The organism is Novosphingobium aquiterrae (genome assembly GCF_042434435.1).
Taxonomy (GTDB): Bacteria; Pseudomonadota; Alphaproteobacteria; order Sphingomonadales; family Sphingomonadaceae; genus Novosphingobium; species Novosphingobium aquiterrae.
Map to the genome: position 1 here is coordinate 618002 of NZ_JBHLTL010000001.1, position 23344 is coordinate 641345.

At 65.9% G+C, this 23344-nt stretch carries 23 protein-coding genes and 1 tRNA gene; 10 read left to right on the forward strand and 14 right to left on the reverse strand.

The genetic code is table 11. The features are described from left to right. Window positions 1-2262: a TonB-dependent receptor gene (locus ACFFF7_RS02985; RefSeq protein WP_379479871.1), complete on the reverse strand. Its 2262-nt coding sequence runs from the start codon at window positions 2260-2262 to the stop codon at window positions 1-3. A gap of 156 nt (window positions 2263-2418) precedes the next feature. After that, complete coding sequence (gene queF / locus ACFFF7_RS02990) at window positions 2419-2892, reverse strand: preQ(1) synthase (protein ID WP_379479872.1); 474 nt, start codon at window positions 2890-2892, stop codon at window positions 2419-2421. 104 nt (window positions 2893-2996) lie between these two features. Between queF and ACFFF7_RS02995 the strand changes: the two genes are divergently transcribed. The 10 genes from ACFFF7_RS02995 (at window position 2997) to ACFFF7_RS03040 (ending at window position 12250) form a co-directional block, all read left to right on the forward strand. Then, window positions 2997-4223 carry a hypothetical protein gene (locus ACFFF7_RS02995; RefSeq protein ID WP_379479873.1) on the forward strand — a complete coding sequence of 409 codons (1227 nt, stop codon included), beginning with the start codon at window positions 2997-2999 and terminating at the stop codon, window positions 4221-4223. Window positions 4224-4342: 119 nt separating this feature from the next. Beyond that, entirely contained in the window at window positions 4343-5188 is an 846-nt protein-coding gene (gene sseA, locus ACFFF7_RS03000) for a 3-mercaptopyruvate sulfurtransferase (RefSeq protein WP_379479874.1), read from the forward strand. 1 nt (window position 5189) lies between these two features. Further along, window positions 5190-6416: a cystathionine beta-lyase gene (gene metC, locus ACFFF7_RS03005; protein ID WP_379479875.1), complete on the forward strand. Its 1227-nt coding sequence runs from the start codon at window positions 5190-5192 to the stop codon at window positions 6414-6416. Window positions 6417-6484: 68 nt separating this feature from the next. Next, window positions 6485-7261, forward strand: coding sequence for a uroporphyrinogen-III C-methyltransferase (cobA, locus tag ACFFF7_RS03010; protein ID WP_379479876.1), 777 nt, complete (start codon window positions 6485-6487; stop codon window positions 7259-7261). Then, window positions 7258-7557: a DUF2849 domain-containing protein gene (locus ACFFF7_RS03015; protein ID WP_379479877.1), complete on the forward strand. Its 300-nt coding sequence runs from the start codon at window positions 7258-7260 to the stop codon at window positions 7555-7557. The genes cobA and ACFFF7_RS03015 overlap by 4 nt, the downstream gene beginning before the upstream one ends. Continuing rightward, window positions 7557-9185 (forward strand): nitrite/sulfite reductase, encoded by a 1629-nt coding sequence (locus ACFFF7_RS03020; protein ID WP_379480457.1) that lies wholly within the window; start codon window positions 7557-7559, stop codon window positions 9183-9185. The genes ACFFF7_RS03015 and ACFFF7_RS03020 overlap by 1 nt, the downstream gene beginning before the upstream one ends. After that, the gene (locus ACFFF7_RS03025) at window positions 9178-9606 is read left to right on the forward strand and encodes a DUF934 domain-containing protein (RefSeq protein WP_379479878.1); all 429 of its coding nucleotides are present in this window, start codon (window positions 9178-9180) and stop codon (window positions 9604-9606) included. The genes ACFFF7_RS03020 and ACFFF7_RS03025 overlap by 8 nt, the downstream gene beginning before the upstream one ends. Next, window positions 9599-10384, forward strand: coding sequence for a phosphoadenylyl-sulfate reductase (locus ACFFF7_RS03030; RefSeq protein ID WP_379479879.1), 786 nt, complete (start codon window positions 9599-9601; stop codon window positions 10382-10384). The genes ACFFF7_RS03025 and ACFFF7_RS03030 overlap by 8 nt, the downstream gene beginning before the upstream one ends. An 89-nt stretch (window positions 10385-10473) precedes the next feature. Beyond that, complete coding sequence (locus ACFFF7_RS03035) at window positions 10474-11403, forward strand: SDR family NAD(P)-dependent oxidoreductase (RefSeq protein WP_379479880.1); 930 nt, start codon at window positions 10474-10476, stop codon at window positions 11401-11403. Window positions 11404-11554: 151 nt separating this feature from the next. After that, window positions 11555-12250 carry a M23 family metallopeptidase gene (locus ACFFF7_RS03040; RefSeq protein WP_379479881.1) on the forward strand — a complete coding sequence of 232 codons (696 nt, stop codon included), beginning with the start codon at window positions 11555-11557 and terminating at the stop codon, window positions 12248-12250. Here ACFFF7_RS03040 and ACFFF7_RS03045 read toward each other — a convergent pair. The 12 genes from ACFFF7_RS03045 to ACFFF7_RS03100 form a co-directional block, all read right to left on the reverse strand. Beyond that, window positions 12219-12752, reverse strand: a complete 534-nt coding sequence (locus tag ACFFF7_RS03045) for a helix-turn-helix transcriptional regulator (protein ID WP_379479882.1) — start codon at window positions 12750-12752, stop codon at window positions 12219-12221. The two genes, ACFFF7_RS03040 and ACFFF7_RS03045, sit on opposite strands and share 32 nt — an antisense overlap. 11 nt (window positions 12753-12763) lie before the next feature. Then, complete coding sequence (locus tag ACFFF7_RS03050; RefSeq protein ID WP_379479883.1) at window positions 12764-13453, reverse strand: cytochrome b/b6 domain-containing protein; 690 nt, start codon at window positions 13451-13453, stop codon at window positions 12764-12766. 104 nt (window positions 13454-13557) lie between these two features. Further along, window positions 13558-14469, reverse strand: a complete 912-nt coding sequence (locus tag ACFFF7_RS03055; RefSeq protein WP_379479884.1) for an NAD-dependent epimerase/dehydratase family protein — start codon at window positions 14467-14469, stop codon at window positions 13558-13560. Beyond that, a complete protein-coding gene (gene proB, locus ACFFF7_RS03060) occupies window positions 14466-15596 on the reverse strand; it encodes a glutamate 5-kinase (protein WP_379479885.1) in 1131 nt (376 codons plus the stop codon). Before proB ends, ACFFF7_RS03055 begins: the two co-directional genes overlap by 4 nt. Before the next feature lie 55 nt (window positions 15597-15651). Then, complete coding sequence (gene trhO, locus ACFFF7_RS03065) at window positions 15652-16629, reverse strand: oxygen-dependent tRNA uridine(34) hydroxylase TrhO (protein WP_379479886.1); 978 nt, start codon at window positions 16627-16629, stop codon at window positions 15652-15654. Window positions 16630-16681: 52 nt separating this feature from the next. Then, window positions 16682-17737, reverse strand: a complete 1056-nt coding sequence (gene obgE / locus ACFFF7_RS03070; protein WP_379479887.1) for a GTPase ObgE — start codon at window positions 17735-17737, stop codon at window positions 16682-16684. 239 nt (window positions 17738-17976) lie between these two features. Further along, window positions 17977-18052, reverse strand: a tRNA-Ala gene (locus ACFFF7_RS03075). An 86-nt stretch (window positions 18053-18138) separates the two neighbouring features. Further along, window positions 18139-18894 (reverse strand): hypothetical protein, encoded by a 756-nt coding sequence (locus ACFFF7_RS03080; protein WP_379479888.1) that lies wholly within the window; start codon window positions 18892-18894, stop codon window positions 18139-18141. A 162-nt stretch (window positions 18895-19056) separates the two neighbouring features. Beyond that, a complete protein-coding gene (locus tag ACFFF7_RS03085) occupies window positions 19057-19791 on the reverse strand; it encodes a Bax inhibitor-1/YccA family protein (protein WP_379479889.1) in 735 nt (244 codons plus the stop codon). 105 nt (window positions 19792-19896) lie between these two features. Beyond that, complete coding sequence (proC, locus tag ACFFF7_RS03090; RefSeq protein ID WP_379479890.1) at window positions 19897-20697, reverse strand: pyrroline-5-carboxylate reductase; 801 nt, start codon at window positions 20695-20697, stop codon at window positions 19897-19899. 45 nt (window positions 20698-20742) lie between these two features. Next, window positions 20743-21252: a type III secretion system chaperone family protein gene (locus ACFFF7_RS03095; protein WP_379479891.1), complete on the reverse strand. Its 510-nt coding sequence runs from the start codon at window positions 21250-21252 to the stop codon at window positions 20743-20745. A gap of 118 nt (window positions 21253-21370) precedes the next feature. Next, window positions 21371-23266: an SPOR domain-containing protein gene (locus ACFFF7_RS03100; RefSeq protein ID WP_379479892.1), complete on the reverse strand. Its 1896-nt coding sequence runs from the start codon at window positions 23264-23266 to the stop codon at window positions 21371-21373. Window positions 23267-23344 lie beyond the last annotated feature (78 nt).

Below are 23344 nucleotides of genomic sequence, written 5' to 3' on the forward strand. Positions count from 1 at the left end.
TCAGAACTTGACGCCGACCTCGACCCCGAACACGCGCGGTTCGTTGACCATCGCGGTCAAGTTGTTGAAGTCGATCCCCGACACAGCCGAGACATCGTTGGTGACGTTGCGGGCAAAGCCGGCGATGTCATATCGCCCGGTGCGATAGCCCAGGCGGACCCCGCCTTCGAGCATGTTGTCGTCGCTGAATTCGACCGATTCATACAGGAAGAACTGGATCTTCGAGCGATAGGCCCAGTCGGTGAAGACATAGACTTCGCCATTGCCGACCGGGGCGGCGTAACCTGCCGTCCAGTTGGCGGTCCACCGCGGGCTCTGCGGCAGCTGGTTGCCGTTGATCGAAAAGACCCCCGGGCTGCCGACGCGGACCGGATCGAGCACGGTACAGGCGGCGGCGCAGCCAGCGACGTAAAGGCCCGGATCCTTGATCTCGTTGTGGTTGTACGAAACCCCGGCGGTCAGCGTCAGGCCGCGGAGCGGGCGGGCTTCGAGTTCCGCCTCGAAGCCATAGCCGTCGACCTTCTTGGCATTGAGCAGCGTGGTGAAGTTCGACGCACCGCCCACCGCGGTCAGCTGCATGTTGTCGGTGGTGAAGTAGAACCCGGTCAAGTTGAACCGCGCCTTGCCGCCGGCGAAGGACGACTTGAGGCCGCCTTCATAGCTCATTGTAGTTTCGCTATCGGCCACCGAAAGCGTGCGACCAAACACCAGGCGGCCCTGGATCGACGGCGCGCGGTAACCCTTGGCGACGCGGGCGAACAGGTTGACCTGCTCGTTCAGCGGCATGGTTGCGGCCAGGTCCCAGGTCAGCACATCATCGCCGACGCTGGCGGTCTGCGGCGCAACCGGTCCGCCAAAGCCCAGGAAGCCGGGGCGGACATCAAGCGGGCGTGACGCGGTCAGCGTGCGCTTGTCATGATTGTACCGTGCTCCGGCCTGCAGCTTCAGTCCGGAATCGAATTTGTAGTTGAGCGACCCGAACACGCCCAGCGCATCGCTGTCCTGGCGCTGGAACGCCGCGGCTGCCGGCGTTACATCCGTCGGGCTGCCATAGTCATAGCTGGCGATATCGAGCTTCTCGTTGAAGTAGAAAACGCCGAGCTGGTAGCCAAGCCCGCCATCGTTGTTCGAGGCGATCCGCAGTTCCTGGGTGAACTGGTCAAGGCTGGGCACGTCATCGCGCGACTGGGCCGAAAACGGGATGATGCCCGGGCCCATCGTCGGCGCGAACTGGTTGCCAAAACCTCCATCGATATCGCCGCGGCTCTGCAGGTTGCCGTTCCACAGGCTGCTGACCGAGGTTATGGTTACGGGGCCGGCATCGTATTCGGCGGTAAAGGCACCATTGATATTCTCCAGGTTCTGGAAATTCAGTCCATCGGCGCGGGTCTTGCTGCGGTCGAAGGTCGACGTGGGACCAGTCAGGCCAATCAGCTTGTTGCTACCGGTGGCGAAGGCATTGGCGCGGAACAGGCGCGCGGTGCCTTCGAACAGGCGGGCCTGCAGCACGGCGCGCAGGGTCAGCGCATCGCTCGGCTTGGCCTGGATCTGGAAACGTGCGGCAAAATCGTCGAACCCTTCAAGGTTCTTGTCACCGGGCTGGTCGATATTGTCGACCCAGTTGTCGCGGTGCTGGTAGATCGCCGAAACGCGGGCCGAAATCACGTCACTGGCATCGCCGCTGCCAATACCGGCTTCGGCATTGATCGTGTTGAAGCTGCCATAGCTGGCCTTGACGTAGTTGCGGCCCACGGCGTCGGGACGAACGGTGTCGAACTTGACGATACCCGCCGGGGTGTTGCGGCCGAACAGCGTGCCCTGCGGCCCGCGCAGCACTTCGACCTGCTTGACGTCGAACACCGGAAAGCCCTTGAGGATCGGGTTTTCGAGCACGACGTCGTCATAGACCAAGCTTACCGGCTGCGACGCATTAAGGTCGAAGTCGGTGTTGCCCAGACCGCGGATGTAGAAGCGCGGGAAGGTGCGGCCGAACGAGCTTTCGATGTTCAGGCTGGGGACGCGGCCCGCCAGGGCGCGGATATCGGCGCCGGCACCGGTTGCAGCGGCCAGCGCGTCGCCGCTAAGCGTCGCGACCGAGACGGGGACGTCCTTCTGGTTTTCCGACACCCGCTGGGCGGTGACGATGATTTCCTGCAGGCCTTCCTCATCGGCCGACTGGGCCAGCGCCGGGGCTGCGGCCGCGATGGAAAGAACCAGCGCCGACATGGCGCTCGACTGGCGAAGAATTGCGTTGAAGGTCATGGCTTGGCTCCATTCGACCGGATTTCGGGGAAATTGTGCGATGCCCGATAGTCGAGTCGCAGCCCGCGGCCAAGCATAAGCCCGCTGCCGAATGTGCATTATGCCACACCTGTGGCCGCAGTGCCGCAGTGCAGCAATGGCCCAGGTCGGCCCTGTTCAACCGCGGCCTCGGTAGCCGGAGACGCCCTGGTCCGGCACCCACAAGCCAGAGGGCGCAGGTCCGCTTTGCCAGAAGACGTCGATCGGAATGCCGCCGCGCGGGTACCAGTATCCGCCGATACGCAGCCATTGCGGCGCCATCTCGGTAAACAGGCGCTGGCCGATGCCGACGGTCACATCTTCGTGAAAGCCGCTGTGGTTGCGGAAACTTCCCAGGAACAGCTTGAGGCTTTTGGATTCGACGATTGTGGCGCCGGGTGCATAGTCGATCACCAGATGGGCGAAGTCGGGCTGGCCAGTCACCGGGCACAGCGAGGTGAACTCTGGCGCGGCGAAGCGCACCAGGTAGAGCGCACCGCCGCGCGGATTGGGCACATAGTCGAGAACGGCGTCGTCAGGCGAAGCCGGAAGCGTGCTGGTCTGGCCAAGGTGCAGCGGTTGCGGCGCGCCTGAGGATGGTGTGTCTGCCATGCAACGCGCCATGCCTCTATCGCGCGCCCGGCACAAGTCACCGGTTGGAGTTGGACAGTTCACTTCCTATTCACGGCCAGCGGCGCTAGCGCGCGCGATCGTTGATGGGGATTGAAGGTTTGATGCAGCGTTCGGGGGGCAAATTCAAAGCGGCGCGGGGTGCGCTCGTGCTTGGCCTGGCGCTGGTAGCGCAAGCGGCCAGCGCGCAGTCGGTCAGCGACTATCGCTTGCCCGGCGCAACGTCGACGCCAGATCCCAAGGCGCAAGGCCCGGTTGATCCCGATGCGCCTGTTGTCCGCCGGGCAATACCGCCCGCAGCGCAGCCCAGCGCGGCGCCGACGATCACCCCTTCTCCCGTGGTTACTGCTGTGCCGCCTGCGCGGTCCCAGCCCGTACCGCGCCCGCAGGCCACGCCTGCGCCGTCCCCGCGCGCTGCCGCCGCACCGATCAGCCGGCCCGGCCTGGCCACCGGCGCGCCTGCCGCGCCGGTGCCGACAGAGACCGCGCCCGGTCCATCGGCTGAAACAGTGCCCGCCCCCGGCTTTGGCATGCCCAGCGCGCCGCTGAACGACACCCCGACCGCCGCAGCACCCGCGCAAGGAACGCAAGGCCCGGGCATTTGGCCGTGGATCGCCGGCGCAATGGCGGTGCTTGCCGGCTTGTTCGCTGCCCTGTGGTGGTGGCGCGGTCGCAGCGCCCGCGAGGTCGAAGTGGCCTTCGAACCGCCAGTCGTTCGTGCGAAAGAGCCAGAGCCGGTCAAGGCCGATCCGGCCACAGCGCATGCCCAGACGCCGGCCCCTGCTTCGGCACCCGGGCCCATTCCGGCACCGGTCTTTGCCCAGCCAAACGGGCTCGACATCGCGCTGGTGGCCACGCGGATGAGTGCCTCACTGCTGGCCACAACGCTCAACTACCGGCTGACCGTGACCAATCGCGGTGACCAGGCGCTGTCGGCGCTGGCCGTCGAAGGCGACATGGTTTCGGCCCATTCTTCACTGCCGCCCGAACAGCAGATGGCCAACGGTGCGCACCGGCTCGAGCTGCGCCACGCCCTTGTCTCGCTGGCCCCGGGAGAAAGCGCAGAGTTCACCGGTGACTTCCGCCTGCCGCTGACCTCCGTAACGCCGATTCGCGCCGGAGAAGCCGCCTATTTCGTCCCGCTGGCGCGTTTGCGGGTCGAAGCAAGCACCCCATCGGGCGGTCCGCTGGTCAGCGTGCAGACCTTCGTCGTCGGCGAACTGCCCGAAAACCCCGGCGCGGCGCTGCGTCCGTTCCGGCTTGACCTGGGTCCGCGGACCTATTCGCGGATCGGCCAGCGCGCGGTCAGCTAAACCCGGATTCCCCCCTCGACGCCGCGCGTCCGGGTCGCTACCCTTTTCGCAAGTGCAGCGAGAGGAGCGCTGCCGGTCACACATCCTGCACGGCAGGAACGCGAGGAGGACGCGAACACATGGATAGTCTTGTATCGACCGAATGGCTGGCCAACGAGATGGGCGCCAGCGATCTCAGGATCGTCGACTGCACCAAGCACCTGGCCGGAACCGGGCGCGATGCCCTGGCCGAATATGAAGGCGGCCACATCCCCGGCGCGGTGTTCATGGATCTGTCGGACCTGACCGATACGGCCAACCCGGTCGAGAACATGCTGCCCCCGGCGGAAAAGTTCGCCAGCCGGATGCAGACGCTGGGCCTGGGCGATGGCAGCCGGATCGTGCTTTACGATGACAGCGCAGTGAAGACCGCAGCGCGCGCCTGGTTCATGCTCAAGATGTTCGGCGCGCACGATGTCGCGATCCTCGACGGCGGGATTGCCAAGTGGAAGGCCGAAGGGCGTCCGCTGACCCAGGGCAAGGAAGTGCTGCGCCACCGCCACTTCACCGCCTGGCAGGACGACAAGGATGTCCGGACCAAGGCCGACATGCTCGCCAACCTGCACAGCAAGGCAGAGCAAGTGGTCGATGCACGCGGCGCGGCGCGCTTTACCGGCGAAGATGCCGATCCCCGCCCCGGCATTGCCGCTGGCCACATTCCGGGATCACGCAACGTGCCCTTCACCGCACTGTACAACGCCGATGGCACCTTCAAGTCGAAGGACGATCTGAAGCAGGTCTTTGCCGACGCTGGGGTCGATCTGTCCAAGCCCGTCGTCACCACCTGCGGCAGCGGCGTGACCGCTTCGGTCGTGCTGTTCGCCATGCACCTGCTGGGCAAGGACGACACCGCGCTGTACGACGGCAGCTGGAGCGAATGGGGCGCCGATGCCGATACCCCCAAGGAAATCGGCGCGGCGGCGTAGGGTGGTAGGGGCCGACAGCGACGACCATTCTCCGGCGACTAGGCTGGTAACCGGTGGGCGCCGTGCCGACTGGACCGGTACCCCGTCCGAGCCGGGCGCTGTCGTCAGTCCGCCGGTCTGGCGCGCCTCGACACATCTCTACCCCGACATTGCCGCGCTCAATGCCGGCAAGCCGAACGAGGACGGGCATTTCTATTACGGCCGCCGCGGATCGCCGACGCAGTGGGCGCTGGCCGACGCGCTGACCGCGCTGGAGCCGGGTGCGGCGGGGACGGTGCTTTATCCCTCGGGCGTGTCGGCGCTGGCCGGCGCGCTGATGGCGGTGCTGCGCCCCGGCGACGTGCTGCTGATGACCGACAACGCCTATGAGCCGACCCGCAACCTCGGGCGCGGCCTGCTCAGGGATTTCGGGATTGAGACCCGCTGGTTTGATCCGCAGGATCCTGCGGCGTTCACAGCGGCAATCGATGATCGCTGCAAGGCGGTGCTGCTGGAAAGCCCGGGCAGCCTGACGCTGGAAGTGCAGGACGTCCCCGCTCTGACCGCCGCCGCCCGCGCCAGTGGGCTGGCGGTGGTACTCGACAACACCTGGGCCGGGCCGCTGGGCTTTGCCGCGCTGGAACACGGCGCCGACATCAGCGTGATGAGCCTGACCAAGCACGTCGGCGGCCATTCCGACCTGATGCTGGGCAGCGCCAGCGCGGGCGAGGCATTCTACGCCAAACTGCGCCGCACCGCGCAAGGGCTGGGGCTGGTGGTGTCACCCGATGATGCCTCGCTGGCGCTGCGCGGCCTGCGAACCATGGGGGTTCGGCTCGAACGCGAAACGGCAAGTGCCGCGGCGCTCGCCGCCTGGCTCGAGCAGCAACCGCAGATCGCCCGGGTGCTCTGTCCGATGCTGCCCGGATCACCCGGCCACGCGCTGTGGGCGCGCGATTTCACCGGCGGCTGCGGTCTGTTCTCGATCGTGTTCAAGGGCAAGGACGGCAAGGCGCGCGACGCCTTCATCGATGGCCTGGGCCTGTTCGGGATCGGCTATTCGTGGGGCGGGTTCGAAAGCCTGGTCACCCCGGTCGATCCGGCCAAGCTGCGCACGGCCAGCCCGTGGCCGCTGCGCGACATGGACAATGCCGATCGCTTTGGCGTGCGGCTGTCGATCGGGCTGGAGGATCCGGCCGATCTGCAAGCCGATCTGGCCCACGGGCTGGCGGCATGGGACGCGGCCTAAAGCTCTCCTAGTCTGGCCCCAAGGCATTGTCGCTGGCGTTTGCCGCCGGGTCTGGCCATTTCGTAACAATGAGCAGCACTCCCCTTTCTCAGCCCGGTAAGGTCTGGCTGGTCGGCGCCGGTCCCGGCGATCCCGATCTGCTGACCCTGCGCGCCGCGCGGCTGATCATGCGCGCATCGCTGATCGTCCACGACGGGCTGGTTGATCCCGCCATTCTCGCCATGGCCCCGCCTTCGGCCCGGATGATCTCGGTTGCCAAGCACCGCGCGCGCCACACCATGCAGCAAGGCGAGATCAACGCCCTGCTGGTGCGTGAGGCGCTGGCCGGGCGTGAGGTGATCCGCCTCAAGGGCGGCGACCCGTTCATTTTCGGCCGCGGCGGCGAAGAGGCCGAGGCCTGCCGCGCCGCTGGGGTGCCGGTTGAGGTGGTTCCCGGGATCAGCGCGGCAATCGGCGCTGCCGCCGCGGCGCAAATGCCGCTGACCCATCGCAATGCCGCCTCCGTGGTCAGCTTCGTCGCGGGTCAGTGCAAGGGCCTGTCCGACCAGAATTGGGCCGGTCTGGCCGGCGTCGGTCGGACGCTGGTGATCTACATGGGCGTGGCCACGGCAGAGGCGATCGCCGAAAAACTGATCGCTGACGGGCTTTCGCCCGAAATGCCTGTGGCCGTGGTCGAAAACGCCACCCGCCCCGCGATGCGCGTGCTGCGCGCTTCGCTCGCCGGCCTGCCCGATCTGGTCGCCACGGCCAAGGTCAAGAGCCCGGCAATCATCATCATTGGCGAGGTTTGCGCCGCGCCGGAACTCGAGACACTGCGCGCCCTGGCGCTGGAGGCACAGGCATGAAGATCCTGACCGGAAACGACCTCAAGTCTGGTGCGGTCACCTGGTGGGACGGCGTGCAATGGTCGCTCCACGTCGAGGATGCAGTCGACGTCGGGGATCACGCCGATACGATCCTGGCCCGCGAAGAGGCGGCACGGCGGGTCAATGCCGCCTATGCCATCGACGCGGTCAGGGATGCCGACGGCGGGGTGCGCCCGGCCCACATCAAGGACCGCATCCGCGCGCTCGGCCCGACCGTGCGCCCTGACCTGACCCTCAAGCCAGCCGACGCCGACGCGCGCGAATGGGTGATCTGATGTACAAGTACGACAACTACGACCAGGCGATGGTCGATACCCGCGTCGAGGAATTCCGCGATCAGGTGAAGCGCCGGATCGAGGGGCACTTGTCCGAGGACCACTTCAAGCCGCTGCGGCTGCAGAACGGGCTCTACCTTCAGCTTCACGCCTATATGCTGCGCGTCGCCATTCCCTATGGCACGTTGAGCAGCGCCCAGATGCGCGCGCTGGGCGACATCGCCGAGAAGTACGACCGCGGCTATGGCCACTTCACCACCCGCCAGAACATCCAGTACAACTGGATCCAGCTCGACCAGACCCCTGACCTGCTGGCCGAGCTCGCCGCGGTCGAAATGCACGCGATCCAGACCAGCGGGAATTGCATCCGCAACATCAGTTCGGACCAGTACGCCGGTGCCGCCGCCGACGAGCTGGTCGATCCGCGCCCCTACGCCGAGCTGCTGCGCCAGTGGTCGAGCTTCCACCCGGAATTCCTGGTCCTGCCGCGCAAGTTCAAGATCGCGGTGATCGCCAGCGAGACCGACCGCGCGGCGATGAAGCTGCATGATATCGGCATCCGCATCGTCCGGAACGCGGCCGGCGAGATTGGCGCGGCATTCTATGTTGGCGGTGGGATGGGCCGCACCCCGATGATCGCGCCGCTGATCCGTGAATTCGTTCCGCTCGATCAGTTGATAACCTATTCGGAAGCCTGCCTGCGGGTTTATAACCGATATGGACGGCGCGACAACAAGTACAAGGCGCGGATCAAGATCCTGGTCCACGAACTGGGCAAGGACGAATATACCCGCCAGGTCGAGGAAGAGTTCGCCCACCTGCTGACCCAGAACATCGAACCGCCGCTGGCCGAACTTGAGCGGATCAAGACCTATTTCACCGACCCGCCGTTCGAAGTCGGGGCAACGGACGCCGTGGACCGCTCCGACCCCGACTTCGCGCTGTGGCTCGACAGCAACGTCGAAGCGCACAAGCAGCCCGGCTATGCCATCGCCACGATCAGCCTCAAGTCGGTCGGCGGCATTCCTGGCGATGCCAGTGCCGATCAGATGCGGCTGATGGCCGACCTTGGCCGCACCTACAGCTTCGACGAGCTGCGCGTGACCCATGCCCAGAACATCGTCCTGCCGCATGTCCGCAAGGCCGATCTTTATGCGCTGTGGCAGCAGCTCGAGGCCAACGGCCTCGGCACCCCCAACCTCGATGCGATCGACGATATCATCGCCTGCCCGGGGCTCGACTATTGCAGCCTTGCGAATGCCCGCTCGATCCCGGTGGCGCAGAAGCTCAGCGAGCGGCTCGCCCCGCGCCGCGCCGAGATCGGCGAGCTCAAGCTCAAGATTTCGGGCTGCATCAATGCCTGCGGCCACCATCACGCCGGCCACATCGGCATCCTCGGCGTCGATCGCAAAGGCACCGAGAACTACCAGTTGCTGCTCGGCGGCTGCGAGGGCGACGACACCTCGCTCGGCACGATCACCGGTCCCGGCTTTTCCGAGGACGGGATCGTCGATGCGGTCGAAAAGGCCACCGAAGTCTACCTGACCAACAAGCAGGGCGAGGAACGCTTCCTCGACACCTACCGCCGCCTTGGCATGGCGCCGTTCAAGGAGGCGATCTATGGTTGACGTGCAGTTCCGCTTCCGTGACGACGAGCCGGTGGCTGATCCCGGCGTGACGGTCGACGTCTTCGCCAGCCAGACCAATGCCACCGCGGTCCGGCTCGAACCCGGCGACGATGCGCGCGATCTGCTGCCGTTCCTCGACCGGCTGCGGCTGATCGAGGTCAACTTCCCGGTCTTCACCGACGGGCGCGGTTTCTCTGCCGCGCGGGTGCTGCGCGAAGCCGGTTACTCCGGTGAGCTGCGCGCGGTGGGCGCACTGCCGGTCGATCACCTCGCGCTGTTGCGGCGCTGCGGGTTCGACGCGTTTGCGCCCGAACCGCCGGTCAACCCGGCCGATGCCGAAACCGCCTTTACCCGCTGGGACGAGGTCTATCAGGCCACCGGCGACGGGCGCGTGCCCATCTGGGCCAAACGGCATGGCTGAACCGGCGCGCCGCATCGACCTGCTCGACACGGGCCCGCGGTTTACCGCGGACGATGCGGCCGCGCTCAACGCGCGCTTTGCCGGCGTATCGACCAGCGAGATGCTGGGCGTGGTCCTGCATGAAGGGCTGGCCGGGCGGATCGCTGCGGTTTCCAGCTTCGGCGCGGAAAGTGCCGTGCTGCTGCACCTGCTGGCAGCGATCGATCCGGCGGTGCCGGTGCTGTTCCTCGACACCGGCAAGCATTTCCCCGAAACGCTGGCCTATCGCGACGAGCTGGTCGCCCGGCTAGGCCTGACTGGGTTGATCAACCTGACCCCCGACGCCCAGGTGCTGGCCAAGCGCGACGAGAACGGGCTGCGCTGGTCCTACGATCCCGATGGCTGCTGCGAAATCCGCAAGGTCGTGCCGCTGGCGGGGGCGCTGACCCAGTTCGACGCCACGATCACCGGGCGCAAGGGCTTTCAGAGCGCGACCCGCGCCGGGCTGCCCCGCTTCGAGATCGATACCAGCGATGCCGCCGGACGCCTGAAAGTGAACCCGCTGGCCGACTGGTCGAGCGACCAGATCTCTGCCTATTTCGCCGCGACCGGCCTGCCCGCGCACCCGCTGGTCGCGGAAGGCTATCCCTCGATCGGCTGCATGCCCTGCACCAGCAAGGTTGCGCTGGGCGAAGACGCCCGCGCCGGACGCTGGCGCGGCTGGGACAAGACCGAATGCGGCATCCACGTCGACGGCGCGGCCAGCGAACTGCCTCCAGGCTTCGATCCGGCGTTCTGACCGCTGCGCCTGGTCGGGCGCAAATTCCTTTTGCAAAATGACCTGGATCGGTTCCTCCTGCGCACAGCATCTGGGAGGGAGCACGAATCATGAAAGACTTTGCAGGCAAGATCGCCGTCATCACCGGCGGCGGCACCGGGATGGGGCGCGAGCTGGCGCGGGCATTGACCGCTGAGGGCTGCTCGGTGTTCATGTGCGACGTTTCCGAAGCCAACATGGCCGAAACCGCACGGCTGTGCCGCGATGGCGCGCCGCAGGGCACCAAGATCGGCACCTTCCGCGCCGACGTGGCGATCGAGCAGGAAATGAACGCCTGGGCCGAGGCGGTGCGCCGCGAGTTCGACACCGACAAGATCCACCTGCTGTTCAACAATGCCGGGATCGGCGGCGGCGGCAGCTTCGTGGCCGGTGATCGCGCGGCGTGGGAACGGACCTTCGGGATCTGCTTCTACGGCGTGATCAACGGGGTGCGCGCCTTCCTGCCGCTGCTGAAGAATGCCGATGAAGGCCACATCGTCAACACCTCCAGCGTGAACGGATTCTGGGCTACACTCGGCCCGGGCCGGCCGCACACCGCCTATTCGGCGGCCAAGTTCGCGGTGAAGGGCTTTACCGAAGCGCTGATCGTCGACCTGGCGATGCACGCGCCGCACATCCATTGTTCTGTGGTCATGCCCGGCCACATCGGCACCGAAATCGCGGGCAACTCGATGCTGATCCAGGGCGGGGTTTCGGACGAACTGGTCTTCGCCATCGAAGCCCAAGGCATCGACCCCAAGGCGCTGAGCGAGGCGCAGATGATCGAACTGGCCAACGCCGGATTCCGCGATACCGCGCCGACGTCCGCTGCAGAGGCCGCGGCGATCATCCTTGCCGGGGTTCGTGCCGGGCGCTGGCGGATCCTGGTTGGCAAGGATGCCGAATTCCTTGACCAGTGCGTCCGCGACGATCCGGAAAACGCCTATACCCCGGGCTTTATCGACCGGCTTCACCAAGCCGGGCACATGGGGCTGGTCTGACGCCGATTGGGGCAAGGCACGGCGGCAAAGTCGTACCGTTCCGAACCACGCCGCGAATTTTCGGGGCAATCGCGGCAACCTGTTGTATGATCCGCCTCACGGGTAGCCATACGACTCGGCACGAAGCCGGGCGATGGATAGGGGAATTCGCATGGTTTCAACCGGCGATCCTGCCCGCATTGGCAGGATAACGTGCATTGCGATCGCTGCCTGGCTGCTGGCCGGTACAGCGACTGCGAACGCGCGCGAGGCTGCTGCAGCGCCGGTCGTCGAAGCGCTCGATGCCGATGCCGATTGGAACGACGAGACGCCCGAAGCCGCCCCCGGCGTCACGGTTGGCCGCGCGCTTGACCTGGTTGGTCGTCCAGTCGATATCGTCGCCGCCACACGCCGCCGCGATGACCTGGAGAACCCGGGCAAGCGCGGCGCCAGGGGCAATCTGGGCAGCGGCACCCTGCCTTTCGGCATGCCGGTCAACGCCAGCTACATATCCAGCGGCTTCGGCGTGCGCACTCATCCGCTGCTGGGGATTGTCCGCGGCCATTCGGGCGTCGACCTTCCAGCGGCCTATGGCTCACCGATCCGCGCCACTTCGGATGGCGTCGTCGACAGCGCCGGCTGGCGCGGCGGCTATGGCCAGGCGGTCGAGATCGATCACGGCAAGGGCGTGCAATCGCGCTATGCCCACATGTCGCGCATGGCGGTCTATCCGGGGCAAGCCGTCAAGCGCGGCGACGTGATCGGCTATGTCGGATCGACCGGCCTGTCGACCGGCCCGCACCTGCACTATGAGATCCGCATAAACGGCGCGGCCGTCAATCCGTATCGGACGCTTTCGGGGCGTTAGCCGTAATATCCAGCAGATCTTCGAAAAACAGGCTGACCAAGCCGGCCTGGCTGGAAACACCGGCCTTGGCGTAGACCTGGCTAAGCTGTGCCCGGACGGTGCCCTGCGCCGCCCCTCGCAGCCGGGCAATCTCGGCAGCATCGCAGCCCTTGAGCGCAAATAGCGCCACATCCGCTTCTGCCGCAGTCAGTCCCCAGTCGGCAAAGCGCATTGCGACATGATCGGCCAGTGCGCCCGAGGCTATGGCCAGGGCCCGCTCGCGCCGCCTGGCGTCGGCCAGCAATTCACGCATGTGCCAGGCGCCAAGGAAAACACCGGCAAGGAGGGCGAAGGCGATCAGCGCCTCGATCGCGATGTGCCGGGTCAGGCCATCAGCCGTCAGATCACCCAGCGCATCGGCAACAAAGAACGCAGCCGCGACTGACTGCAGCACGATCACCGCCGCAACCAGCATCGTTTGCTGGTCACGACGGCGGATCAGGGCAGTCGGGCTGTGCATCATCCTTTATTCCGTCAGGCCCTGTCGCCGGCGCCGGGCAACATTGCCGTGACAACCCTGCGGCCAGTGCGGCGGGTTTCGAACAGCACGCCACCCAGGTGCAGCGCGATCAGGACATAGAGAAGGTTCACTGCCACCTCGTGAATCTCCTCCAACATGTCATCTCCCTCGCCTTCTGCTTCGGCCTCTGCGCCTTCATCGGCCCGCGCAGGAGGGATGACAAGCGCGCCGAGCGGCGAAGGGCGGTTCGCGGCGGCACTATCGCCCTCCCGTGCTTCGTTATCGTCGCCGCTGTCGCCCGCTTCGCCGCGCTGCGCCGTGGGATCAGCCGGCGGCGGCCCTGACATTGCGATACCGCTGGCCGATATGACCAGCAGCGTCGCCCAGATCGCATAGACCATCAACGCGCCCAGTGGATTGTGTGAACGGTGGTGGACCACGTCCCCCCGGCGAATCGCGCCGATATGAGCAAGAGCGCGCGCCGGGCTGGGTGGGAAAGCGGCAAAGCGCGCTTCCGCCGGGCCTATCACGCCCCACAGCAGACGCAGGGCGAACAGCGCGGCAAGGCCATAGCCGACCCAGATGTGCCAGCCTGATCCTTCTTCGGTCACCAGGGCATTGCCGATGACTGCGGCGACAATGCCCCAATGGGTCACTTTGACAATCGGATCCCAGCGTCGGGGCTGGCCGGTGCTGACTTGCATGATGCTTCTCCTGCGAAAGATGACTGCAGGTGATCGCAATCCGTGTCGCACGCGAGGGACAGACGCTTAGCTGCTTGCGTCTAAGCACCTGCTTAGGCCCAGGATCAGAGCCAACCGTTGTCGCGGTACCACTTTGCCGTGGCTTTCAGTCCGTCCCGGGTCGGCACTTGCGGCTTCCACAATTCTGGCGCAGGGCGCGCCATGTTGGACACCACCCAGTCGGGGTGGGCCATATAGCCGACCCGGTCGAGCGTCAGTTTGGCCTTTTCGCGGCGCAGAAAGCGGTCGGCCCGGGCCACGCGCTCCAGTGCTCCGCGCGACAGGTGGAGCACCTTGGGCCTGCGCCCCACTGCCCAGCCGATCGCGCGGGCCAACTCGTAGTGGCTCCACCCGCCCTTGTGTCCGTCGTCGGGCTCGAACACCTGATGCGACACGCCTTCACCCCCGGGAACCAGTACCAGCAGCAGGCGGGCCAGATCGTCGACATGGAGCAGCGAGCTGCGGCCGTTCTGCGGCGGCACCGGTAACACCCCCCAGCGTGCCAGCTTGAACATGTCGAGGTATTCGGTATCGCGCGGACCATAGATTCCGGGCGGGCGTACAATCGTCCAGTCAAGCCCGCTGGCCATGACCAGCTTTTCGCCGCGCGCCTTGCTGGCACCATAGACCGACAGCTCCGGCTCGCGCGCGGATAACGATGACACGTGGATGAAGCGCTGGACCCCTTCGGCAAGGGCGGCCTCGATAACATTCAACGTGCCGGCAACATTGCCACTTTCAAACCCGGCTGGGTCGGGCGCATTGACCACGCCCGCGACATGGATCACCGCTTCAGCCCCGCGCACCAGTTCACGCAATTGGCCAGAATCGGCCAGACTCCCGCCGATCCATTCCACTCCGGTGCGAACCGGCTGAGGCTGCCGGGCCAATGCCCGCACATCAACCTTCGCCTGTACCGCCCGGTCGACCAGCGCCTGCCCGACAAAACCCGTTGCCCCGGTAACCGCCAGCGTCACAGCATCACCATCTGATCGCGGTGAACCACTGCCGATCGCGGGGCATATCCCAGGATCGCAGCGTGGTCGGCAGACTGCCGGCCCATCAGGCTGGCGCATTCCGCCGCGTCGTATTCGGCCAAGCCATGGGCCAGTATCGTGCCATTCTCGCTTTGCAGCGCCACAGCGTCGCCGCGCTGAAACGCACCCTCGACGCGCGTGATCCCGGCGGCCAGCAGGCTCGATCCCTTGGCCAATGCGCGCGCCGCCCCGGCGTCGACCACCAGCGCGCCCTTAAGCCGCAGTCGCCCGCCCAGCCAGGCCTTCCGCCCCCCGTCCTTGCGCCGCGGCAGGAACAGCGTGCCCACCCCCTGCTCGGTCGCCCGGGCGATCGGCGCATCATGCAGACCCGAGGCGATGGCCAGGGCGATCCCGGCGCGTTCGGCGATCTCCGCCGCCTGCAACTTGCTGGTCATCCCGCCCGAGCCCATGCCCGACGAGCTGCCGCCGCTGGCCATGGCGTGGATTTCCGCCGTCACGCCGCGCACTTCGGGCAGCAGCGCGGCAGAAGGATCGGCCGGGTTGCGATCGAACAGGCCATCGACGTCGGACAGCAGCAGCACCGCGCTGGCTTGCGCCGCCTGGGCAACGCGCGCCGCCAGCCGATCGTTGTCGCCAAAGCGGATTTCCTGGGTGGCGACACTGTCATTCTCGTTGATCACTGGCACCGCACCGGCATCGAGCAGCCGGGTCAGTGTTGCCGTAACGTTGAGGTAGCGGCGGCGATCCTCAAGATCTTCCAGCGTCAGCAGAAGCTGCGCCGCAGTAAGCCCATGCGCGCCAAGCAGTTCGGCCCACAGCCCCGACAGGGCGATCTGGCCCACCGCTGCCGCCGCCTGGGCATCGGCCAGGCTGCCGCGCCCGCCCTTGTCCAGCCCGAGCCGAGCCGCGCCGAGCGCAATCGACCCCGAGGAGACGACGATCACCTGTTGCCCTCGCGCCTTGGCTGCGGCGATTTCTGCCACCAGCCCTTCGAGCCATTGGCGCCGTACGCCGTCCTGGCCAACCAGCAGCGACGATCCGACCTTGACCACCAGGCGCGGACAGGCGGCCGTTTCGGCGAGTTGCGACAGGCGGGCAATGGTCATGACCTAGCGCTTACGGATTTGCGAACGGGATGCAACCGGGGTTGATCGAACGGCGTCAGTCGGCGCCATCGTCAGGCTGCTGCACAAGCACTGCGCCGACATGCGCGCGGCCCTGTGCAGCGGCGCGCATCTCCTGTCGGTGGCGTTCACGATAGGAGGCGCGTTGCGCATCGGTCCGCTCGGCATGGCAGGCAGGACACTGTACACCGGCTTCGAAGAGGGGGGATTCCTGATCCTCGGCGCTAACCGGGCGGCGACAGGCATGGCACAGCGCGTGGCTGCCTTCGGCAAGGCCGTGACCGATCGTCACCCGCTGGTCGAAGACGAAGCATTCGCCCCGCCACAGGCTGAGCTCCGCAGGCACCGTCTCCAGATATTTCAGGATTCCGCCCTTGAGATGATAGACTTCGTCGATCCCTTCCTGCTTGAGGAAGGCCGTCGATTTTTCGCAGCGAATGCCGCCGGTGCAGAACATCGCCACCCGGGGCGGCTTGCCGGTCCCAAGCAACCGTTCGCGCTCGCTGCGAAACCACGCCGGAAAATCGCGAAAGCTGGCCGTCTTCGGGTCGATCGCACGTTCGAACGTGCCAACCGCCACTTCGTAATCGTTGCGGGTATCAATCACGATGGTCTCGGGATCGGCGATCAGTGCGTTCCAGTCCTGCGGTTCGACATAGGTTCCGGCGCTGGTTCGCGGATCCAGGTCAGCCTGGCCCATCGTCACGATTTCGTGTTTGATCCGCACTTTCAGGCGGTGGAACGGCATCGTCGACGCGGTCGACATCTTGACGTCAAGGTCAGCGCAGTCCGGCAAGGCGCGGATGTGCGCCAGCACCCGGTCAATACCTGCGGACGGCCCGGCGATTGTGCCGTTGATGCCTTCGGCCGCAAGCAGCAGGGTGCCGCGGATGCCGTGCTTGCGGCACAGCTGCTCAAGCGGTTGGCGCAGGCCCGCGCAATCGTCGAACCACGTAAACCGGTACAAGGCGGCGACGCTTAGGGATTCAGAATGTTCGCGGTGAGGAGCGGGCATTGCCGATCCCTGGCCTAACGTCGTGGCAGTGCCCGCTAGCGCAGCGCCCATGCTAGACCGGCGACCACGGCGTATCGTCGCCTTCTTCCTGCTCACCAGCCGGACGCTCGGTCCCGGTAGCGGCAGGCAGGAAGGTGGTGACGGCGTTAAGCAGGGCGGTCATGCCTTTGCCGGTGGCCCCGGATATCGGATAGATCTTGTCCGCCCCCGCTGCCTTCAGTTCCTTGATGAAGGCATTGACCAGTTCGCGGTCGACCGTGTCGATCTTGTTCAGCGCGATCAGCCGCGGCTTTTCATCCAGACCTTCACCATAGGCGGCCAATTCGTCCTCGACGATTTCCAGCGCCTCGGCGGGATCGGTGCCGTTGATGTCGATCAGGTGGATCAGCACGCGGCAGCGCTCGATATGGCCAAGGAAGCGGTCGCCCACCCCGGCACCTTCGGCTGCGCCGGCGATCAGGCCGGGGATGTCGGCCAGCACGAATTCACGGTTCTTGTGGCGGACCACGCCCAGCTGCGGGCGCAGCGTGGTAAAGGCATAGTCGCCGACCTTCGCCTTGGTATTGGTGATCTGGTTGATGAAGGTCGATTTGCCGGCATTGGGCAGTCCGACCAGGCCGACATCGGCCAGCAGCTTGAGCCGCAGCCAGACGTACATTTCCTCGAACGGAATGCCCGGCTGGTGCTGGCGCGGGGCGCGGTTGGTGCTGGTCTTGTAGCTGGCATTTCCGCGCCCGCCCATCCCGCCTTCCAGCAGGATCACGCGCTGCCCGGCCTCGGTCAGGTCGGCCAGCACGGTTTCGCCATCCTCGTCGGAAATGATCTGGGTGCCGATCGGCACCTTGATGACCAGGTCCTTGCCCGCCGCACCGTTACGGTTCTTGCCCGATCCGTGGACTCCGCGCTGGGCCTTGAAATGCTGGGTATAGCGGAAGTCGATGAGGGTATTGAGCCCCGGCACCGCTTCGAACACGATGTCGCCACCCTTGCCGCCATTGCCGCCGTCAGGGCCGCCGTATTCGACGTACTTTTCCCGCCGGAACGAGACCGCTCCCGGGCCGCCTGCGCCCGAACGGATATAGATCTTGGCCTGGTCGAGAAAATGCATGGGGTTTGTCTAACGGGTTTGGAGGCGTCTGTCGCGCGCGGCGTTGAGCTTCGATCCCCTTCGGGACGACAAGCTCAGGCTGAGCGGGTGCGGGCGGACCAGTGCATTGCCATTCGCCTCAGTCCGAGCCGAAAATGGTGACGTTCGAGAACCGGCGCGCAGCGACCATTCGGGTCGTGAGCACCGGAAGCGCAGAAAGTCGCCATTTGCAGGCCGGAATGTGGCGAATGGCAAGGCACTGGTGGAGCCGAGGGGGATCGAACCCCTGACCTCGTCATTGCGAACGACGCGCTCTCCCATCTGAGCTACGGCCCCGTTCCAGTGCGCATGCGAAGGAGCAAGCCCCCCGCGCGAGCGGCCCCCTTAGCGAAGAGGCCGCACGCTTGGAAGAACAATCTGCACTACTTGGTTGCGGTCGACGCGGCCCCGGCCACCGCCACGGCGGGCGGCGAATTCTGCGGCGTAGCGATCACCAGGGTTCCCGGCACAGCGTCCTTGCCCCACTGCGTCTCCCATGCCGCCATGTCGAGGCGGTACTGATCATAGCGCTTGAAGAAATCGTCGAAAACGATCTCCAGGCTGGGCAAGGTGCGCGCGGCAAATGCATTGAGGTCAGCCGGCTTCACCGTCTTGGCATCAATGCTCATCGCCAGCGCAGCATCGCAGAATGCCCGCTGGACCGGCGGGATGGCGAAGTGGTTGTACACTTCGGTCATGAACTTTTCGCGGGCCCGGATAAAGCTGGCACCGTACTTGGCCCGCCATTCGGCGTCGACCTTGGCATTGGCGGCGCGCAATCCCTTGGCGTGCGCCTTGAGGAAGGCGCGGTAATTGACCACGATCGCCGCATGCTTGGCATTCTGGCAGTTAAGCGCAGCAACGTTATAGCCCGAACGCAGGTTCCAGGTGGTCTGCGCCGGGGAAATGTTGCGATTCACGCTGGGCCTGAGGCCATCAGCGCCAAGCGCGGGATAGGCCAGAGCCGGCGCCGCATGTTCGGGCGGGATCGGCTTCCAGGTGACATAGACCATCCGCGGTGCCGGCGGCGGCGGTGGCGGCGGTGGTGGCTTTTTCTTCCCTGCGTAAGCCGGCGCGGCTGCCAGCAGTGCCGCGGCAATGGCGCCCCCGAATAACCCATAGACTTTTGAATAATTCATCGATCAACCCGTTGATTGCGCCAAGGCGGAACACCCACGGCGCTGTGCTTGCCATATCCTGTTTGTCTAGCGCAGGCGCGGCGCAAAGCAAATGCCCGGCGCGCGATGTAGCGCACCGGGCACGATTGCCTGCACTCTGCGTGCGTTCAGCGGTGCCAGCGACTAGCGACGGTCGCCAAGGAACTGCAGCAGGAACTGGAACATGTTGACGAAGTCGAGATAGAGCGTCAGCGCGCCCAGGATCACGGCTTTGCCGGCCATGTCGGAGCCAGCCACCTGGTAGTAGGTATCACGCAGACGCTGCGTATCCCAGGCGGTCAGACCCGCGAAGATCAGGACGCCAAGGATCGAGATGGCCATGGCCAGTCCGCTCGACTGCAGCCAGATATTGAGCAGCATGGCGATAATGATGCCGATCAGGCCCATCATCATGAAGCTGCCCATCGCCGAAAGGTTGCGCTTCGTGGTGTAGCCATAAAGGCTGAGACCGGCGAACGAAGCAGCTGTTGCGAAGAAGGTCGTCGCGATCGAGGGCCCGGTGTAAATCAGCAGGATGGCCGAAAGCGACAGGCCCATGACGGCGCAGAACGCCCAGAACATCACTTTCAGCGTGCCTTCATCGCGGCGCGGGCTGAAGAAGAAGATAAAGGCCAGCGGCGCCAGGGCGATAACCCAGCGCAGCGGCGTGTTGAACACCTGCGCGGCCATCCCCGACATGACGAAGAGCAGCGCAACGACGCCCGACAGCAGCACGCCCGACGCCATGTAATTGTAAATCGACAACATATAGCGACGCAGACCCTGGTCACGCGTGTCGGCGCCAAGAACCTGGCCGTTGAGGGCCGGGCCTCCGCCAAATCCGGTGCGGGTCGACTGCGGATCGTTCCAGTCAGCCATGATTTTCAAGCTCCTTGTGCCCAAAATAGGGCATAAGGCGAATATCGGGGCGATTGCTCCGGCTTTCAAGTAAAACCGGTGGGCGGCGCTGTATCGATTTGTAACTCAGCCGCGCGCCTGCGCGGCCATTTCGGCATTGCGATCGCGCGCGGCGCGCAGCGTCGCTTCGACCAGACGCTTGAGCGCCTGGTCCTGATCGAGCACATCGAGCCCCTTTTGCGTACTGCCGCCGGGGCTCGCAACGCGCCGGGCCAGCTCTGCCGGGCCATCGGGCGATGCAGCGGCCAGCTGCGCCGCGCCTTCGACGGTCGCCACCGCCAAACGCTCCGCCAGTTGCGCGTCGAGACCGAGAGAGGCCGCGCCTTTGGCCAGCGCCTCGATAAACCGATAGACGAAACCAGGTCCGCTTCCGGCAAGCGCGGTGACCAGATCGAAGTCGCTCTCACTGGCAAGCCATTCCGGACTGCCGAGCGGTGCCATCAGCGACGTCACTGCGCGGCGTCCCGCGTCGTCCAGCCCCTGATCGAACAGGGCAATCGGTGATTTGCCAATCGCCGCGGCCAGATTGGGCATGACTCGCACCAGCGCCTTGGCCGCGGGGAAACGCCGTGCCAGGCTGTCCAGCTCGACCCCGGCAAGGATCGACAGCAGCACCGTGTCTGCGCCGACTACGGCATTGAGCACCGGCGCGACATCGTCCAGCAGTTGCGGCTTGACGCTGAGCAGCACGGCATCGAAGCGCTCATCCGGCAAGGCGCGCAACAGGCGCACGCCCACTGGTGCCTCGGCTAATGCCGGATCGACCACGGTGAAGTGCGCCGGGACGATCCCGCCGGCCAGCCAGCCGGCCAGCATCGCCCCGCCCATATTGCCGCAGCCGAGGATAAGAATGGATTGAAATGCCATGGGCGTCATTTGTCCGCAGGCTGACGAATGTCCAGTGCGAAACGCTCAGGCCTCGCCCGCGGCGTCGACCAGCGCGCTGGTCAGGGCTTCGGCCGGGCTCTTATCGCCCCACAGCACGAACTGGAACGCGGGATAGAAGCGGTCACATTCTTCAACCGCCGCTTCGACCGCGACCTGGGCCTGGGCCAAGCTGAGCAGACCATCATCGCCGAGCAGCAGGCCGTGGCGATAGAGCAGCACCGATCCGTTCGACCAGATGTCGAAATGGCCGACCCACAGCTGCTCATTGACCAGCGCCAGCAGCTCGTAGACCGCGGTGCGCTTGTCGTCAGGGATGCGGATGTCGGGCAAGCACAGCAATTGCAGCACGTGATCCTCGCGCCGCCAGACCCCGCGCAGGGTATAGCTGGCCCAGCTGCCCTTGATCTCACCCGAGATCTCGTCCTCGCCGACGAATTCGCACGGCCAGCCGCGCGCTTCGAAAAGGCTGGCGAGCATGTCGACGGGTGCAGCGTCGTCATCGTCCCGTTCGTAGTCGCGGTGGCCCTGCATCATGCAGCGTGGATGCGTCGGCAAGGGGTGGCGCGACAATCCGCGGCCCCGCCGCGGTTGCGCAAAACTCGACAAGTCTGTTTACAAGGTGTGGAAAAGGCGGTGCGCGGCAGAATCGCGCTCACGATCCGGGCAGCGCGTCGACCACCTGGCCGGCCGGGCTGTTCCACGGAAAAGCACCGTCGACCCCCGCCTTCTTGAGCTGGCTCACGAAGGTGTTGGCCTGTGCAGCCGTATCAAAGGGGCCGGTCAGCAGACGGTTGGTCTGTCCCCAGGCGCTGATGAAGGGTTTGCGCCCCTTGAACAGAGCGGCTTCGTCCTTGGCCAGGCGGCGCCAGTCGAACGCCAGCGCCTTGCGGTCGCGACCGGTTGCCACCTGGACCCAGATCCGGCTGGGGCTGTTCGGCCCCTTGGCCTTTTCGTCCTTGGTGTCCTTGCATTGCGCAGGAAGTGCCTTGATTGCAGGCTTGCCCTTGGCGCCCTTGGCCGTTTTGGCGGCTTTGGGATCGGGAACGTCGCAAGACGCATCACCCGCTTTTGCCGCCTTGGCCTCGGCCGCGGTCAGCTTTGCCGGAGTGGCTGCTACCTTGATCTTGCGCAGGTCGACCGCGCCCGCCTTGGGCTCGGCCTCGCGGCTGGGCGGGGAAAGGTCGGCAAAGACTTCGGCCAGGCTGCGTGCCTTCACTGCCGGGACAGGTTTGGCGGCGGCAGGCCTGGATGCGGGCACCGGCGGCGCAGCGACGGCTACGGGCTTTGGCGCAGGTGCCACCGATGCAGGTGCGGCAGACGCCAGGGCCGGCGTAGACGGCTTGAGATCAAAGCGCAGTGCCGGGTTGTCGAGGGTCGCGAAACCGGGCTGGGGTTTGACTGGCGCGGGGACGGGAAGCGCTGGCGCGGTTGCCGTCGATGCGGGAACTGGCGACCGCGACATGACTGATGGCGCTGGTGAAGGCAGCGTTGGTGCCAGTGCCGGCGGGGCGGTGTTCACTGCCGGCTTGACCGGCTGCGGCATAGCGGTAGCCAGTGTTGCGCTGCGCACCGGCGGCAATTCCCCGGATGCCGTGAGTGCGACAGGCTCCGGCGTGCTTTCAACGCGGTTGACGATAGGCGCGATGGGAGCGTCGGCTTGCTGCGCCTTGCGGTCCTTGCGGTCCTTCTTTTCGTCACGTTGAGCCAGCCTGGTCGTCGCAGCGCGCGCCGGGGTGGCGCTGGCCAAGACCGGACGGCTGCGCACCAGCATGGCAAAGCGCGGATCGTCACGGCCGATCTCGGCGGCGCGCGGAAACTGGCCAAGGTTGGCCGCCGCCGCCTGCTGCGCCGGGGTCAGCTTGGTCATGTAGCGCAGGTAATTGGTCATCGCCGCCGCCATGTCTGCCGGCATGGTCGAACGTGCGATCGATTCGGCTTCCGCAGCCTGGCCAAGGATCGACAGGGCAAAGGCCCGGGTGCGCCACGCCGCCTTGTCCTGGCGCTGCAGCAGCGGACCCAGCGTGACTTCCATGCCGCGGCGATCGCCGGAAATGGCCTGGCTGAGCGCCAGACGGCGGCTGGTCTCATCGTTCGGACCAGCCATCAGGGCTTCATGGTAGTAGCGCTGGGCGGTGACGGCGTCCCCCACCATATCGAAAGCCAGCGCCCGATCGGCCACGCGCGCTCCGTCAATCATCCCCAACCGCTCGGCCGCGTCGAACAGCGGCAACGCGCTGACCGGATCGCCGGTCAGGACATAGGCCCCGGCAAGACCGGCCTTGATCCGCGCCGTATCGGGCGAAAGTGCGTCGGCCTTCTGGTAGAATCCGATTGCCGCTTCGCCGTCCCCCGCTGCCAGCGAGGCGACACCGGCTTCGATCAGGGCGTCAATATCGCGCGGATTGCGGGCCAGTCGGCTAAGTGCGGCGTTGAGTCCGCCGCCAGGCACCGCCTGCACCACCGGCCGGGCAACCTGCGCCGAAAGCGGCACGGCGAGAGCGGTCGATGCCAGCGCACAGGAGATCAGCAGAAAGCGGATAGGGGGCATCTGGCACTACCGAATGGGCCGCCGGATCGGCCGCCGTCCGCACCGGGCTAAGGCTCCTTGCCTTAACCCTGCACGAAT

Excerpts from the sequence above, each read along its gene's own strand:
- ACFFF7_RS02985 (WP_379479871.1), bottom strand. The coding sequence starts at position 2,262 with ATGACCTTCAACGCAATTCTTCGCCAGTCGAGCGCCATGTCGGCGCTG.
- queF (WP_379479872.1), bottom strand. The coding sequence starts at position 2,892 with ATGGCAGACACACCATCCTCAGGCGCGCCGCAACCGCTGCACCTTGGC.
- ACFFF7_RS02995 (WP_379479873.1), top strand. The coding sequence starts at position 2,997 with ATGGGGATTGAAGGTTTGATGCAGCGTTCGGGGGGCAAATTCAAAGCG.
- sseA (WP_379479874.1), top strand. The coding sequence starts at position 4,343 with ATGGATAGTCTTGTATCGACCGAATGGCTGGCCAACGAGATGGGCGCC.
- cobA (WP_379479876.1), top strand. The coding sequence starts at position 6,485 with ATGAGCAGCACTCCCCTTTCTCAGCCCGGTAAGGTCTGGCTGGTCGGC.
- ACFFF7_RS03015 (WP_379479877.1), top strand. The coding sequence starts at position 7,258 with ATGAAGATCCTGACCGGAAACGACCTCAAGTCTGGTGCGGTCACCTGG.
- ACFFF7_RS03020 (WP_379480457.1), top strand. The coding sequence starts at position 7,557 with ATGTACAAGTACGACAACTACGACCAGGCGATGGTCGATACCCGCGTC.
- ACFFF7_RS03025 (WP_379479878.1), top strand. The coding sequence starts at position 9,178 with ATGGTTGACGTGCAGTTCCGCTTCCGTGACGACGAGCCGGTGGCTGAT.
- ACFFF7_RS03030 (WP_379479879.1), top strand. The coding sequence starts at position 9,599 with ATGGCTGAACCGGCGCGCCGCATCGACCTGCTCGACACGGGCCCGCGG.
- ACFFF7_RS03035 (WP_379479880.1), top strand. The coding sequence starts at position 10,474 with ATGAAAGACTTTGCAGGCAAGATCGCCGTCATCACCGGCGGCGGCACC.
- ACFFF7_RS03040 (WP_379479881.1), top strand. The coding sequence starts at position 11,555 with ATGGTTTCAACCGGCGATCCTGCCCGCATTGGCAGGATAACGTGCATT.
- ACFFF7_RS03045 (WP_379479882.1), bottom strand. The coding sequence starts at position 12,752 with ATGATGCACAGCCCGACTGCCCTGATCCGCCGTCGTGACCAGCAAACG.
- ACFFF7_RS03050 (WP_379479883.1), bottom strand. The coding sequence starts at position 13,453 with ATGCAAGTCAGCACCGGCCAGCCCCGACGCTGGGATCCGATTGTCAAA.
- proB (WP_379479885.1), bottom strand. The coding sequence starts at position 15,596 with ATGACCATTGCCCGCCTGTCGCAACTCGCCGAAACGGCCGCCTGTCCG.
- trhO (WP_379479886.1), bottom strand. The coding sequence starts at position 16,629 with ATGCCCGCTCCTCACCGCGAACATTCTGAATCCCTAAGCGTCGCCGCC.
- obgE (WP_379479887.1), bottom strand. The coding sequence starts at position 17,737 with ATGCATTTTCTCGACCAGGCCAAGATCTATATCCGTTCGGGCGCAGGC.
- ACFFF7_RS03080 (WP_379479888.1), bottom strand. The coding sequence starts at position 18,894 with ATGAATTATTCAAAAGTCTATGGGTTATTCGGGGGCGCCATTGCCGCG.
- ACFFF7_RS03085 (WP_379479889.1), bottom strand. The coding sequence starts at position 19,791 with ATGGCTGACTGGAACGATCCGCAGTCGACCCGCACCGGATTTGGCGGA.
- proC (WP_379479890.1), bottom strand. The coding sequence starts at position 20,697 with ATGGCATTTCAATCCATTCTTATCCTCGGCTGCGGCAATATGGGCGGG.
- ACFFF7_RS03095 (WP_379479891.1), bottom strand. The coding sequence starts at position 21,252 with ATGATGCAGGGCCACCGCGACTACGAACGGGACGATGACGACGCTGCA.
- ACFFF7_RS03100 (WP_379479892.1), bottom strand. The coding sequence starts at position 23,266 with ATGCCCCCTATCCGCTTTCTGCTGATCTCCTGTGCGCTGGCATCGACC.